General features: G+C 36.0%; 9 protein-coding genes, 3 tRNA genes and 1 riboswitch. Of the genes, 11 read left to right on the forward strand and 1 reads right to left on the reverse strand.

Features of this window, described 5'->3' with window-relative positions; all coding sequences use genetic code 11:
- The first annotated feature begins 46 nt into the window (after nt 1-46).
- Together dnaE and trxA are read left to right on the forward strand one after the other, a co-directional pair.
- On the forward strand, nt 47-4570 hold the full coding sequence (dnaE, locus tag LNQ81_RS07050) for a DNA polymerase III subunit alpha (protein ID WP_229945443.1): 4524 nt from the start codon (nt 47-49) through the stop codon (nt 4568-4570).
- Between the two features lie 111 nt (nt 4571-4681).
- Nucleotides 4682-4999, forward strand: coding sequence for a thioredoxin (trxA, locus tag LNQ81_RS07055; RefSeq protein WP_121964441.1), 318 nt, complete (start codon nt 4682-4684; stop codon nt 4997-4999).
- A 164-nt stretch (nt 5000-5163) separates the two neighbouring features.
- On the opposite strand, the gene LNQ81_RS07060 is transcribed toward trxA, so the two are convergent.
- Entirely contained in the window at nt 5164-6579 is a 1416-nt protein-coding gene (locus tag LNQ81_RS07060; protein WP_229945444.1) for a DUF1399 domain-containing protein, read from the reverse strand.
- A 408-nt stretch (nt 6580-6987) separates the two neighbouring features.
- Here LNQ81_RS07060 and LNQ81_RS07065 point away from each other — a divergent pair.
- The 9 genes from LNQ81_RS07065 (at nt 6988) to LNQ81_RS07105 (ending at nt 15015) form a co-directional block, all read left to right on the forward strand.
- A tRNA-Asp gene (locus LNQ81_RS07065) sits at nt 6988-7061 on the forward strand.
- Nucleotides 7062-7204: 143 nt separating this feature from the next.
- A tRNA-Asp gene (locus tag LNQ81_RS07070) sits at nt 7205-7281 on the forward strand.
- A gap of 216 nt (nt 7282-7497) precedes the next feature.
- Nucleotides 7498-7574, forward strand: a tRNA-Asp gene (locus LNQ81_RS07075).
- A 259-nt stretch (nt 7575-7833) separates the two neighbouring features.
- A complete protein-coding gene (locus LNQ81_RS07080) occupies nt 7834-8286 on the forward strand; it encodes a MepB family protein (protein ID WP_229945445.1) in 453 nt (150 codons plus the stop codon).
- A gap of 57 nt (nt 8287-8343) precedes the next feature.
- Nucleotides 8344-8522: riboswitch (cobalamin riboswitch) on the forward strand.
- A gap of 114 nt (nt 8523-8636) precedes the next feature.
- Nucleotides 8637-10706 (forward strand): TonB-dependent receptor, encoded by a 2070-nt coding sequence (locus LNQ81_RS07085; RefSeq protein ID WP_229945446.1) that lies wholly within the window; start codon nt 8637-8639, stop codon nt 10704-10706.
- Nucleotides 10703-11839: a YncE family protein gene (locus LNQ81_RS07090; RefSeq protein WP_229945447.1), complete on the forward strand. Its 1137-nt coding sequence runs from the start codon at nt 10703-10705 to the stop codon at nt 11837-11839. The genes LNQ81_RS07085 and LNQ81_RS07090 overlap by 4 nt, the downstream gene beginning before the upstream one ends.
- 16 nt (nt 11840-11855) lie before the next feature.
- Entirely contained in the window at nt 11856-12815 is a 960-nt protein-coding gene (locus LNQ81_RS07095) for a PKD domain-containing protein (protein WP_229945448.1), read from the forward strand.
- Between the two features lie 71 nt (nt 12816-12886).
- Nucleotides 12887-14194 (forward strand): cell surface protein, encoded by a 1308-nt coding sequence (locus LNQ81_RS07100; protein WP_229945449.1) that lies wholly within the window; start codon nt 12887-12889, stop codon nt 14192-14194.
- Nucleotides 14195-14202: 8 nt separating this feature from the next.
- Entirely contained in the window at nt 14203-15015 is an 813-nt protein-coding gene (locus LNQ81_RS07105; protein ID WP_229945450.1) for a DUF4465 domain-containing protein, read from the forward strand.
- Nucleotides 15016-15144 lie beyond the last annotated feature (129 nt).

A 15144-nucleotide genomic window follows, 5' to 3' on the forward strand; every position in this document is an offset into this window, starting at 1 on the left:
TTAGACTATTCTACCTTTATTTAGGTTAACATTCATATAATCAAGCATGTATTTAATTTTTGATACCGAAACAACGGGACTTCCTAAAAGTTGGCAAGCACCTATTACTGATACTGATAACTGGCCTCGATGTGTACAAATCGCTTGGCAGTTACACGATGAGTATGGGAACTTGATAGAGCATCAAGATTATTTGATTAAGCCTGAAGGATATAATATTCCCTATGATGCTGAACGTATACACGGTATTTCTACTGAGTTAGCGGAGCAGCAAGGTGTGGCGTTAGAAGAAGCTTTAGCACAATTCAACATTGCACTGTCCAAGACGAAATTCATCGTAGGTCAGAACCTTGGTTTTGACTTGAATATTATGGGATGTGAGTTTTACCGTAAAGGCGTGGATAGTATCATGGATCAACTACCTGTACTAGATACTTGTACAGAAGTGACAGCAGAGATGCTTAAGCTACCTGGAGGTAGAGGGGGGCGTTTTAAACTTCCTACGCTTACTGAGTTGCATACATTTTTATTTGGAGTACCATTTGGAGAAGCACATAATGCTACTGCTGATGTGGAGGCAACAACACGTTGTTTCTTAGAATTGATTAAGCATGGTACATTTTCTGCTCAAGAATTGCACCAAGATGAAGATTATGTAAAACGTTATCGCGAGGTTAATCCTGAACCATTTCAGTTAGTAGGGCTTAAACATATCAATTTACAGAAAGCTTCTGAAGAGATTAGAAAGAAGTTAGCTAAACAAGAGAGTGGTGCTTCAGTAGAAGTATCAGACCATGCTAGAGAATTACTTGATAATGCTAAGTTTGCCCATCTACATGTGCATACTCAATTTTCTATTTTACAGTCTACAATAGCGATTAATAATTTAGTAAAGAAAGCAGGTGACTTCGATATGTCTGCTGTAGCGATGACAGACCACGGTAATATGATGGGGGCATTCCACTTCGTTATGGCTGTGAATAATCATAATAAAGGAGTTGAAGCAAAGAATAAAGAACGTATTGAGAATGGTGAAGAACCATTACAGACACTTACGCCTATTGTAGGTTGTGAGTTCTTTGTTTGCGAAAACCATACAGATAAAACCAAAAAGGACAATGGATATCAAGTGGTATTACTTGCTAAAAATAAGGCTGGATATCACAATTTAGCAAAGATGGCATCTATCGCTTATACAGATGGTTTTTACTATGTACCTCGTATTGATAAGGGAGTAGTGGAGCAGTATAAAGAAGATGTTATTGTGTTAACAGGTAACTTATATGGAGAAGTGCCTGGGAAGATATTAAACGTAGGAGAACGCCAAGCTGAAGAAGCCTTAATGTGGTGGAAAGAGCAGTTCGGTGAAGATCTATACGTAGAATTAATGCGACATAATCAAGAAGATGAGAATCGCGTGAACAAGGCATTAGTTGAGTTAGCTCGTAAACATAATGTGAAATTAATAGCGACTAATAATGCTTATTATTTAGATAAAAAAGATGCAAATGCACACGACATTTTGTTATGTGTAAAAGAGGGTGAGAAACAATCAACTCCTATAGGTCGAGGTCGGGGATATAGATATGGACTTCCTAATCAGGAGTACTATTTCAAGTCTACTGACGAGATGAAGGAGTTGTTTGAAGACTTGCCGGATGCAATTTATAATATACAGGAAATAGTGGATAAGGTAGAGCCATTCGTGCTTCACCGTGATGTATTACTTCCTAAATTTGACATACCTGAGGAGTTTCAAGATGCACGAGATTTAGAAGGTGATGGAAGTGGAAAGAGAGGAGAGAATAATTTCTTAAAGCACCTTACTTATATTGGTGCAGAGAAGAGATATCCAGTGATAACAGATGAGATCCGTGAGCGTTTAGATTTTGAGTTGGCAACTATTGAGAAAACGGGGTACCCTGGTTACTTCTTGATTGTACAAGATTTTATTGCCGCAGCTAGAGATATGGGCGTGTCTGTAGGACCAGGTCGTGGATCAGCAGCGGGATCAGCAGTAGCTTATTGTTTGTGGATCACTAACCTTGACCCTATTGAGTATGACCTTCTTTTTGAGCGTTTTCTTAATCCTGACCGTGTATCGATGCCCGATATTGATATTGACTTTGATGACGAAGGGAGAGGCCGAGTGATGGATTATGTGATCAATAAGTATGGGGCTAGTCAAGTAGCGCAGATCATTACTTATGGTAAGATGGCGACTAAGTCTGCTATTCGAGATACAGCTAGGGTATTGGATTTACCATTGTTCGAAGCAGATAGAATAGCTAAGCTTATCCCTGGTATGATGCCTTCTAAGTGGAACTTAAATAGGTTCTTAACAGAAGATGAGAATGCTGTGAAAGCAGTGTTGCGTTCAGAGGAGTTTGATAAAGTAAAAGAATTAATTGCTCTAGCTCAGGATGGTTCGCTAGCAGCAGAGACCATTCAGCAAGCTAAAATATTAGAAGGTTCGATGCGTAATACAGGTATACATGCCTGTGGGGTTATTATTACTCCAGATGATATTACGAAGTTTGTACCCGTGACGTTAGCTAAAGATTCAGACTTGTATGTTACTCAGTTTGATAATTCAGTAGCGGAAAGTGCAGGACTGCTGAAGATGGACTTTTTAGGGTTGAAAACATTGACTCTGATTAAAGATACTATCAAATTAGTTAAGTATCGTACAGGAATTGAGATAGATCCTGATAAGATACCTATTGATGATGTGAAGACTTATGAATTGTTCCAAAGAGGAGAGACTATAGGGGTGTTTCAGTATGAATCTGCAGGTATGCAGAAGTATATGCGAGAGCTAAAACCTACTGTGTTTGCCGATTTGATTGCAATGAATGCCTTATATCGTCCAGGACCTTTAGAGTATATTCCATCGTTTATTCGCCGTAAGAACGGTGAGGAACCTATCGTTTATGACTTAGATGCTTGTGAGGAGTATTTAAAAGAAACATACGGTATTACAGTATATCAAGAGCAGGTAATGCTTCTGTCACAGAAGTTGGCTGGATTTACTAAAGGTGAGGCCGATGTACTGCGTAAGGCAATGGGTAAGAAACAGAAGGAGGTACTAGATAAGATGAAACCGCAGTTCGTAGCACAAGCTTCGGCGAAAGGTCATGCAGAACCAATGTTAGAGAAGATATGGAAAGACTGGGAGGCATTTGCTTCTTATGCATTTAACAAATCTCACTCAACCTGTTATGCGTGGATAGCCTATCAGACAGCTTATCTTAAAGCGCATTACCCTGCTGAATATATGGCTGCCGTATTGTCTAATAATATGAATGATATAAAATCTGTTTCCTTCTTTATGGAAGAGTGTAAGCGAATGGGGTTACAGGTATTAGGCCCAGATGTAAATGAGTCATTCTATAAGTTTACAGTAAATGACAACTATGATTTGCGTTTCGGTATGGGAGCTATTAAAGGAGTAGGTCAGGGGGCTGTGAATACTATCGTAGAGAATAGAAAAGATGGATTATATACCTCTGTATTTGATTTGTCTAAACGTATAGATTTGAGATCAGCGAATAAGAAAGCCTTTGAAAACTTAGCATTAGCTGGGGGATTTGATTGCTTTAAAAATACACATCGAGCTCAGTATTTCCACATGGATCCAAGTGATAATATAGTGTTTTTAGAAAAAGCGATTCGCTTTGGGGCAAAATCTCAGGAAAATGATAATTCATCACAGTTTAGTTTGTTTGGAGAGAGTAGTGAAGTGCAGATTGCAGAACCATTATTACCTATCTGTGAGGAATGGAGTACAATGGAAAAGTTAGCAAAAGAAAAAGAGGTGGTTGGAATCTATATTTCAGGACATCCATTAGATGACTTTAGATTTGAGATGAAATACTTCTGTAATGTAAAAGTAGAAGAGTTAGTTAATCTAGTACCATTTACAGGACGTAGTGTTATGTTTGGAGGTATGATTAGTGATGTGCAATTTCGCACATCAGCAAAAGGAAAAGATTGGGCTATGTTTACTGTTGAGGGGTATGATGAGAGTTTTGAGTTTAGAATGTTTAATGAAGAGTTTCTAAAATTTAGACATTTCTTGTTGAATAATACGTTTGTCTTTATTAAGATCTTGGTTAAAGAAGGATGGATAAAGAAAGAGACGGGAGAAAAGACTGAACCACGTATACAATTTATGGAAATGAAATTGCTACATGAGGTTATTCCTACTTTTGCGAAGAAGTTGACAGTAGTTATGAATGTGAAGGATATTGCTTCTAGACAGGTAGAGTTAATAAAAGATGCGTTTAGTCGATATCAAGGTGATAGTTTTGTGAATTTTGAGATACTAGAAATAGAGCGTATACAGAAGGAATTGTCACTGAGTACATCTCAAATTACCCTTAGAGAACCAGAGGATGAAGAAAGTGAAATAGAAGGTTTTGCTGAAGAAGATATGACGACTGTAGATGTGCCTGAGTTTAGAGTTGTAAATAGATTAGAGATGTCTAGTCGCAGTAGTAGAGTGAATATTACAGCGGAATTATTAGAGGAATTAGAAGGGTTACAAGTAGATTTTAAATTAAACTAATCAATGTGATACTTTTTGGTAATGGTTTTATAGATAAAAAAAATTACTACTATATAATAAAGTATAATAAATTTATTAAGTTTGTTGATATAATATAAAAAGCAAAGAATAATGGCATTAGAAATAACAGATGCTACTTTTGAAGAAGTAGTATTAAAATCAGACAAACCAGTAGTGGTTGACTTTTGGGCAGTATGGTGTGGACCTTGTAAAATGTTAGGGCCAGTAGTTGAAGAATTAAGTGCAGAATACGATGGTAAAGCTGTAGTTGGTAAAGTAGACGTTGATGCAAATCAAGAATTCGCTGCTAAATATGGTGTAAGAAATATCCCGACTGTATTAATTTTTAAAGACGGGGAAGTAGTAGGACGTCAAGTAGGTGTAGCACCAAAGAAAACTTATGCTGAGGCAATAGATGCTCTATTGTAATCACAAGAATAAATATATGTATATATGAAGGCTCTCAGTAATGGGAGCCTTTTTTAATTGGGAATTCAGAATTGTTGCCTTCGGCATTAGGGGATATGTTATTCTTTTAATGGATGGAAGTGTATTGTGGATATAGACGGCATGTGGTCCTAATTCGTAATTATTTAGTCTCCACCACAACCTCCGCAGCCTCCACCACCACATGAGCTACCGCAAGAATTGCTGTTAGAGCTTCCACAGCTACTATTAGAACTACTACCGTCACTACTACAGCTACTGTTGTTTGAGCTAGATGATATGTGTGGGATTGGAGTGTTAGCTAATATCACCATCGTAGTGAGTGCTGCTCCTAAAGCCGCATTACCTGTCAGAAAGTAAGACCACTGCCAGTTGTCTTCTTTCAGTTTAGAGAATTTAACTCGCTGTGTGTAATATCTGATTATCGTCTTATGGATACTTTCTGATGCTAGTCTCTGTAAGAAAAATAGTGAGCTAATGACGATGACTAAGGTTAATATAGTGATGAATAAAACAGGCTTATGACGTTCACTTCCAGTGATTATGCGCATAAAAGCAAAGAATACTATACTTAATAGGATGGCGTAGTTCGTTATAAAGAGCTTGTTAAACTTAGCAGATCTGTTGATGTATTTATTTATGCCTTGGATAGTAGTTACTTGGTTAGTAAAGAGTGGTCTACCTATAAGTTTTGGTATTAGCTCTGTGAATTTTCTTGTTTTGAATTGTTTTAACTTACGTAAGATATAAGCTTGTTCTCGGTTTTTTATATAAGTATCTTGGATCAGCTCTAGTGTATAGTTAGGCCCTGTCTTGATATTATGTTGTTCGATAAGTTCATTAAAAGTACCAATGATACCATCTTTTACATTCTTGTTTTTTAAGTACATCATCTCATAAGGATGAAGGTTGCGGATAAAGCTGTTCTCACTACTGTTTCTGATTATGTCATGTAGTACACTTTTATTGTATTCATTTAAGAATGCAATAGTGCCAATAAATATGAGCGTTAGTCCGAATAGGAATGCACTACTACTAATATTACTGTATATAAGGGTTAAGGGATAATGAAGAAAGGGGATGGCAGCTAGACTTACAAATATTCCTATAAGTAGTTTAGTACTCATTTTATATTTGGTTTTAGGCAAGTGTAAACTGTCATACATAGATTGGTATTCCCATATCTCTTTAGGTTGTTCACCGAAGACTTGGCTATATATTAGTGTAGTATGCTCTTTGGCTTGCTTGAATATATCATATTCTTCACGATTATGTGTTGAAGGGATATGCTCTATGGTTTTGCCAAGTATAAGACAGAAGTTTTTATATGACTTAGTAAAGACTAAATGTTCGTGCCAAACGACATCAACGACATCAGAGGGTGATACCATCTTATCAGAAGTTGCAGCGAGGTACATAAACTTCTTATATTCTAATATAGCTTGAGTGGTGAAGTTTTTGGTCCACTTATTTTCTTTTGCTAGTCGGAGTGTAAAACCATATTCGTCAGTCCATTTATCTAATTGAAACTCCTCTATTTTCTTCCAATGTACTTTATTCATTGTTTGCAATATTTAGTTAAATATCTAATTATTAGAAGAGATATGCAATAAAAAAGTTGTGTTAGTATGTAGAAGTGGACGGCATAAATTAAGTTCGAAGGGAGATATAGCTTATTTATAACATTTGAAGGTGTATTTTGTAATATAAAATATGTGCAAGTATTGAATTTACTAGTGAAACGGTTTTTTTTGGAGAGTTGGTTTTGTGGAATCAGGGGGTTTTTTGAGTGAAAAGCGTACTTGTGTGATTAGGGTGAAAAAATAATTAAAAATAAATCACTTTTTAGATGGTTGATTTTTAGTTTAGTAAAGGAATTGGCTAGAAAAAGATTGTTTTTTTTATTGTGTGGATTTGGTACTGTAGAAAATGGTTGTATATTTGCATCGCATTAGAGCAATAATGACGAAGGTTTGGTAGTTCAGTTGGTTAGAATACATGCCTGTCACGCATGGGGTCGCGGGTTCGAGTCCCGTCCAGACCGCAAAAGAGAGATTAGCGTCTTGATTAAATAGGCGCTAATTTATCTACTCTTAAAAAAGAAAAACTTTAAAAAGTTTGGAGGTTTAGAAAAAAGAGTTACCTTTGTCGCCGTTAAAGAATTAATGCTTTTAAGAATAAAATACTGGTTTGGTAGTTCAGTTGGTTAGAATACATGCCTGTCACGCATGGGGTCGCGGGTTCGAGTCCCGTCCAGACCGCCAGTTAAAAGGAGCCTCTCACAACGTGGGATGGCTTTTTTTGCCCTCTAAAATTTTGTAAAAGAGGGTTGAAAAGTAGTTGTGTTGTTAAGTGCGCAAGCACTAAAGGTTTAGTAGTTAGACCAATGAAAAGCTTTCCTAGTGCGGGAGAGCTTTTTTTAAAAAATTGTCAAGATTGATGGTTTTAACTAATAAACGCGATACAGAAAAGAAATTATTGGTTTGGTAGTTCAGTTGGTTAGAATACATGCCTGTCACGCATGGGGTCGCGGGTTCGAGTCCCGTCCAGACCGCCAATAAGAAGAGAACCTCTCATGTAGTTGGGAGGTTTTTTTTGGCCTCTAAATGTTCATCAATTAGAGGATCTAAAAGTAGTTGTGTTGTTAAGTGCGCAAGCACTAAAGGTTTAGTAGTTAGACCAATGAAAAGCTTTCCTAGTGCAGGGGAGCTTTTTTATTTTTATAGCATTTCTGAAAATAAGTCTATTCTAAAACTTTTTGAGATTGATTAAGTCTTAGATTATTTAGATTTGTAATAATTAATAAATATCTTGATATGTTTGTCAGATCACTTATTACTTCATTAAATAAAGTATTCTGTTATAGCAATGATACTATAATTAGTTCAGTTCAGATGATGTCTGAAAAGAATGAGTATAGTGCGTGTAGCTTTATATTAGGAGATAAGCGAATTATCTATAGGGAAGCAAAGGTTACTTCTAAGAAGATTGGATTTTTCGTTGCTATTTGGCAACGCAATGAGATAGGAGTAACAGTGCCTTATCATGTGGGGGATGAGTTTGACTATATGATGATCGGTGTGAAGACAGATACTGATTTGGGCTATTTCTTATTTCCGAAGGTGATATTAGTGAATCTTGGTATTATCTCTACCGAGACAAAGGAGGGTAAGCGTGGAATGCGTATCTATCCTAATCTAGAAGAAGGGATGAATAAGCAAGCATTGAAAACTTATCAATCTCAAATGTCTTTTTTCTATAAAGTTTAAATTATCTTCAATAAAAACACATTAACAGATTAAATACTTTCCATTAACCTTTTTTTATATATTTGCAATAAGACTGGTTATCAAATTGATATTAAGGGGGAATTAGGTGAGAATCCTAGACAGACCCGCTACTGTAAGCTTATAAATGTAATGAATCAAGTCATCCTCTGTCGTTATGGAGAGGAGGAAGTTCGTTAAGAGCAAGTCAGGATACCCGCCAATCTACAATAAGTTTTGATGTTTTCGAGGAATAAGACATTAAGCGTTCAAAAGGTTAGACATTGGTGACAGTGTGTTTTGGTGCGTTTATGTTTTCTTGGATCGTCAAGATTAACAAGCCAAAAACAATTATGACCAAAACGCAATTACTATCAATAACTACTCTGATGTGTGTAGCTAGCTATGCTGTATATGCTCAGAGCCCTAAAGACAGTATCACTTCTCTTAAAGAAATCGTGATACAGAAAGAGGTTTTTAAAGATTTAATCCCTGTACAAACTTTAGATGGTGCTAAACTAGAGCGCTTAAATAGCCATAGTGTAGCTGATGCTCTTAGATACTTCGCTGGAGTTAAGATTAAAGATTATGGTGGTATGGGAGGACTTAAGACAGTAGATGTCCGTAATATGGGGACGCATCATGTAGGGGTGTTTTATAATGGGGTACAAGTGGGCAATGCTCAGAATGGTATAGTAGACTTAGGAAAGTTTTCTCTAGATAATATAGAAACGGTAAAACTATATAATGGTCAACGCAGTGCTATCTTCCAATCAGCAAGAGAGTTTGCTTCTGCATCTACAGTTTATCTACAAACAAAGAAACCTATATTCGAAGAAGGGAAAGATATAAATGTATCAGCTAAATACAAGGCAGGGTCTATACAGTTAGTCAATCCATCTGTACGTACAGATATTAAAGTTAATGACAATGTTAGTACATCTATCAGTGCTGAATATATCTATTCGAATGGTGATTATAAGTTTAGGCAAAAACGTCATAATATAGATGGTACAGTGGCTTATGATACTATAGGTCACAGGCAGAATAGTGATATAAAAGCTTATCGTGTAGAGAATAGTTGGTTCGGTAAGACAGATAAAGATACTTGGCAGGCTAACCTTTATTACTATCAATCAGATAGAGGTCTTCCAGGTGCTGTAATTAAGAAGAGTGATGTCACTTTAGAGACTGAAAATATCAATGAACGTCAGAGTGATAAGAACTTTATGGCGCAGGGAGAGTGGACTAGATTTGTTTCTGATCGATATCAGTTTCAACTGAAAGGGAAGTATGCTTATGATGAGATGCACTATCTGTCTCGTAAGACAGTGGCTTTCGAAGGAGAAGTGGTTACCTATAATCCTCAATTTGATAACACTTACTTCCAACAAGAGTATTATGTCTCAGCTGCACATCTGTATAAGATAACTGATATATGGGATGTGGCTCTAGCTACGGACTTACAATACAATAAACTTAATGCTACTCGTATAGGACAAGGAACTCCGTTTACTTATCCTGAACGTTATACCTTTTTAACTTCGTTAGCGACTTCTGTGAATCTAGGTAAGGTGAAAGCTCAGGCTAATATCTTAGGAACATTTACTAAAGAGAAGGTACGTTATAATTATGAAGCGCCAGATCGTCAATTTTGGGCGCCATCTATCTTCTTGAGTTATAAGCCGTGGGATGATGAGAACTTTGTGGTTCACTCATTTTATAAGTACATCTATAGATTACCTACGTTTAATGATTTGTACTACACACAGCTAGGTACTGCTAACTTAAAACCAGAGGCTTCTAAGCAGATAAACTTAGGATTCACTTATAATAAACAGTTTAACAATGCTTTGTTTGAAGAGGTGCATTTGTCATTAGAATCTTACTTCGCTAATATAACGGATAAGATTATCGCTACACCTACTTCTAGTATGATGAGATGGATGATGACTAATCTAGGTAAGGTGGAGAACTATGGGATAGAGACAAATGTAGGAACTACTGTGAGGTTAATGGAAGACTTGCGATTAGGTGTTAATCTGACGTATGAATACACAGTAGCGAAAGACAAGAGCGAAACGCTATATGGTAAGCCATCATACTATGGAGATCAAATACCCTATGCTCCTTGGCATTCTGGTTCTTCTATCGTGAGTTTAGATTATAAAGATTGGTCTCTTAACTATAGTTTTATCTATGTAGGGGAACGTTATAATGGTAATAAAAATAATATTAAGCGAAACGAAATACAACCTTGGTACACACACGATGTGTCATTATTAAAAAGTTTCAAATGGCGTGATTATAGATTTAAGGCTAGTGTAGAAGCTAACAATATCGCTAATCAGTACTATGAGGTAGTGAGCAACTTCCCTATGCCTGGGCGCAACTTCCGTTTCACTTTAAGCTTTGATATATGAGATTTAAAAATATAATTATGCTCACTACTGTTTTGTTAGCAGTGGTAAGTTGTCGAAAAGATGAGATGATATTCTTATCAGATAGTTCTGATGTGTCTATCCCTGTTAGCACTGAGAGATACAGTGGATTCTATTTGTTGAATGAAGGGAATATGGGTATGAACAGAGCTTCTATAGATATGTTTGAATATCATACAGGAACGTATACGAGGGATATATTCTCAGAGCGCAATCCCAATATAACAAAAGAACTAGGAGATGTAGGTAATGATATCAAGATCTACGGTAAGAAAGTATATGCGACTATCAATGTGTCTAACTTCATCGAGGTATTCGATGTAGAGACAGGTAAACATATTAAGCAAATACACGTGCCTAACTGTCGTTACTTGGCTTTCAAGGATGGTAAGGCTTATGTGAGTTCGTATGCAGGTAAGGTAGAGATAAATCCGAATGCAGAGAAGGGATTCGTTGCTGAGATAGATACTTTATCCTTAGAAGTTACGAGAAGAGTAACTGTAGGTTATCAACCTGAAGAGATTGTTATTAAAGGCAATAAACTTTATGTAGCTAATTCGGGAGGATATCGCGTGCCAAACTATGATACGACCGTGTCCGTGATAGATATACCTAGCTTCACAGAGACAAAGAAGATTGATGTAGCGATAAACTTACATCGTATGCAGATAGATAAGGCAGGAGATATTTATGTGTCATCAAGGGGGGATTATTATAATGCAGAACCTAATCTATATGTGATAGACTCGAATACAGATAAGGTGAAGCAACAGCTCGATATACCAGTATCTAACATGACGATGGATGATGATAAGCTTTATTACTATGCTACGTCTTATAAACACAATACAGGTGCTAATAGGGTTACCTATGGAATACTGAATACACTGACTAAAAAAGTGATTACAGACAATATCATTAAAGACGGTACAGATAAGAAGATACAGATACCTTATGGTATAGCTGTGAATCCTGAGACAAAGGAGATATTTATGACAGATGCTCAGGATTATGTTGGGACAGGTTTTGTGTACTGTTTCTCTCCTGAGGGGATGTTGAAATGGAAAACAACTGGTGGGAATATTCCTGCTCATATAGCATTTATAAAGAAATAATACCAACAACTAAATAATGAAGACAACAAAAATTAGATTAAGCTTAATGGCGACATTATGCTTATCTGCGATTACATTTATCGGATGTTCTAGTGATAGTAGCTCTGATGTAAAGGAACCGGAAGGTGAGGGAGGATCTATAAGTTATGATTATAGTGATGTAACTAAGGTGTTTGACTTCCATCCTGCTCCAGGTCAGTTCGTTAATATATTACCTAAATATGAAGAAGGAGATACACAAGAGACGATGAAGGGCAAAGCTCTTAAGGCTATCTCGGGTAAAAAACCGGATGTAATATCGTTAGGAGGATTTGGAGGGTATATCGTGATGGGGTTTGCAGAGCCTATAAATAATGTCAAAGGACAACGTGACTTCTCTGTATTAGGTAATGCGTTTACTAATAGCTCAGAACCAGGTATAATATTAGTGTCTTTTGATAAAAATGGAGACGGATTACCTAATGATGAATGGTATGAGATAGCTGGTAGTGAGTATAAGAATGCTAAGACAGTACGTGATTATGAGATGACCTTCTTTAGACCAACTAGTGAACCTTTAGGTAATATAAAAAACTATATCAAGTATAAGAATAACCAAGGCGAGGAAGGGTATAAACCTAAGAATCAGTTTCACGATCAAAGCTATTATCCTATGTGGATTAAGGAAGACTCGTTAGTATTTAAGGGAGTGAGGTTGCCAAACAATGCTTTTATAAATAGCACTAGTGAATTATGGGAATTACCTGCTTTAGGATATGGGTATGCGGATAACCATATTAATGGTGAGGCAGATGCAGCTATGGATATTGACTGGGCTGTAGATAGCAAAGGAAATAAAGTGAAGTTAGATAAGATCCACTTCATTAAGATATATACTAGTATGGATCAGGACGCAGGAAGGCTAGGAGAGACTTCTACTGAGGTAATGGGTATTATAGATCTTCATAAAGCCAAAGTAAACATACCAACTAGATAATATACTCAAACTAATCAATCCCCACTACCCTCCAAAACTAACAACCGATTAATTAACCAAAATTATCTATTATGAAAAAAAGTTTAATAAGAGTAAGTACTTTCTTACTCTTTGGAATTACTTTAATTACGGGGACACTGTTTACTGGGTGTTCTAGTGATGATAGTGTGCCATACACTATACCAGTTGAGCTAGTGCAAATTGATACTGACTTAAAAATACAGTCAAGCTATAATGTGGATAGAAGTAGGGTAGTTACTGTGGCTCCTGAATTGGCAAAATTTACTAATCCAAGTTTAGAGTGGAAAATTGTCAAAGCAAATAATATCGATAAAGACTCATTATTAAGTACAGCACAGTATTTAGACTTTATTTCATTGAAAGAAGGTGTCTATAGAATTTCTGTTGATATAAAAGATAAGGTTTATAAAACTAATTATGAATTTGATGTTCAAGTAGCAAAAGAAGAAAATGCATATAAGAAGTTTATTACCAAAGTATTTGATTTTATGCCATCTTATGGACAGTTTACTAATGACTTGCCAAAATATGTAGTAGGAGATACAAGAGAGAAAATGATTGCAAAAGCTGAAGCAGCAATAGCAAAAGAAAAAGCTGGTATGATTTCATTAGGAGGGTTTGGTGGATATGTAGTATTTGGCTTTGATCATACTATAGCTAATGTTCCAGGCAAGAGGGATTTTAGGGTTTTAGGTAATGCTTTTTGGGCGGCTGCAAATCCAAATCCAGATGCGCCAGGTCGAGGAGGTAGTTGTGAACCTGGTATTATTATGGTTGCTTATGATAAGAATAAAAATGGAAAACCAGATGATGATGAATGGTATGAAATAGCAGGTAGTGAATATTATAAGAAAGAAACAATTAAGGATTATGGAATTACTTATTACAGACCAGATCCTAAGAAGGCTCCTGTAGTAGATCCTAAACTAAGTTGGGCTACAGATTTAGAATATATCAGATGGGAAGATAATCAAGGAGATAAGGGATGGAAACCTAAGAATACCTTTCATAGACAAAGCTATTTTCCAGAGTGGTATAACGGCGATAAAATTACATTTAAAGGGACTAGGTTAGCTAACAATTCAAAAGATGAAAGTGGTACAGGATCTTATTGGGTTCTTTATTCTTATCCTTGGGGATATGCTGACAATGCACCTAATAATGATGATGAGTCAGCTATTGATATAAATTGGGCTGTTGATAAAACTGGAAATAAGGTGAATTTGCCTGGAGTTGATTTTATAAAAGTGTATACAGGTATAAATCAAGAATCAGGTTGGCTAGGTGAAGTCTCTACTGAGGTAGCAGGAGCAGTTGATTTGCACATAGAGGGGACGTCTATTACTACAAGAAAATAAAACTAACAATGAAAAAAACAATTACAAGAATAAGTAGCTATGCCATATTAGGATTAGCCTTATTAACAACATCTGTGTTCACTAGCTGTTCTAGTGATGATAATAGTTCAGACTCTTCTAATGAGTTATCATTAGACTTATCTAAGATTTCTTTAGAGATTCCTACAGAAGGAGGAAAGATATGGAGTGAGACATTTAAAGAGAATACACCTTTAATAACTGCTCCATATACATTTAGTCATAATGTATCTACTTTTGGGGCAGATAAATATTGGAGAGGATTTACAGTTTCAAATAGTACTGATAAAAAAGATCAAGGCAGTGCTTTTAACAAGTTGATGTATGGGACTATGGCCGAGACGACTAATAATATGCCATTCTTAGTGGCTTTTACCGAAGGAGTTTCTGATGTCTTGGTTAAGGGTAAGAGTATTGATATTAAAGAAGCATATACAGTAGTTACTTTAGAGGATAATTATTCTCCAGTAGCAGTAGAATTGGCGTTAAGCTCTTATACCTATCATTCTACTCAACGAGGTGACCCTGGGATGTCAAAGAAATTTGAGAAAGGAGACTTCTTTAAAGTTGTAGTTTTTGGATTAGATGAGAATAAAGTTATTATTAATTCACCTGTAGAACATTATCTGATTGATTATCGAAATGGTGTTGTGAAGGTTGATACTAATTGGAAAAAGGTTAGTTTGAAAGTACTAGGTAAAGTAAAGTATTTAGTGTTCTATGTTGATTCATCAGATAAAGGACAATGGGGAGTAAATACTCCGGCATATTTTACAGTGAAAGATTTAGTTGTTTCAAAATAGTTAATTTATATTAGGCTTCCATTATTATGGGGGCCTTTTTTGAATACTGATTGGTGAGATCTGTATATTATGCTAAATAGTACAGATGTGTTTTTATATTGTGTAAGGGTTATTATTTTTATTAAATAT

This window comes from Myroides oncorhynchi, from assembly GCF_020905415.1.
In the GTDB taxonomy this organism is placed as follows: Bacteria; Bacteroidota; Bacteroidia; order Flavobacteriales; family Flavobacteriaceae; genus Flavobacterium; species Flavobacterium oncorhynchi_A.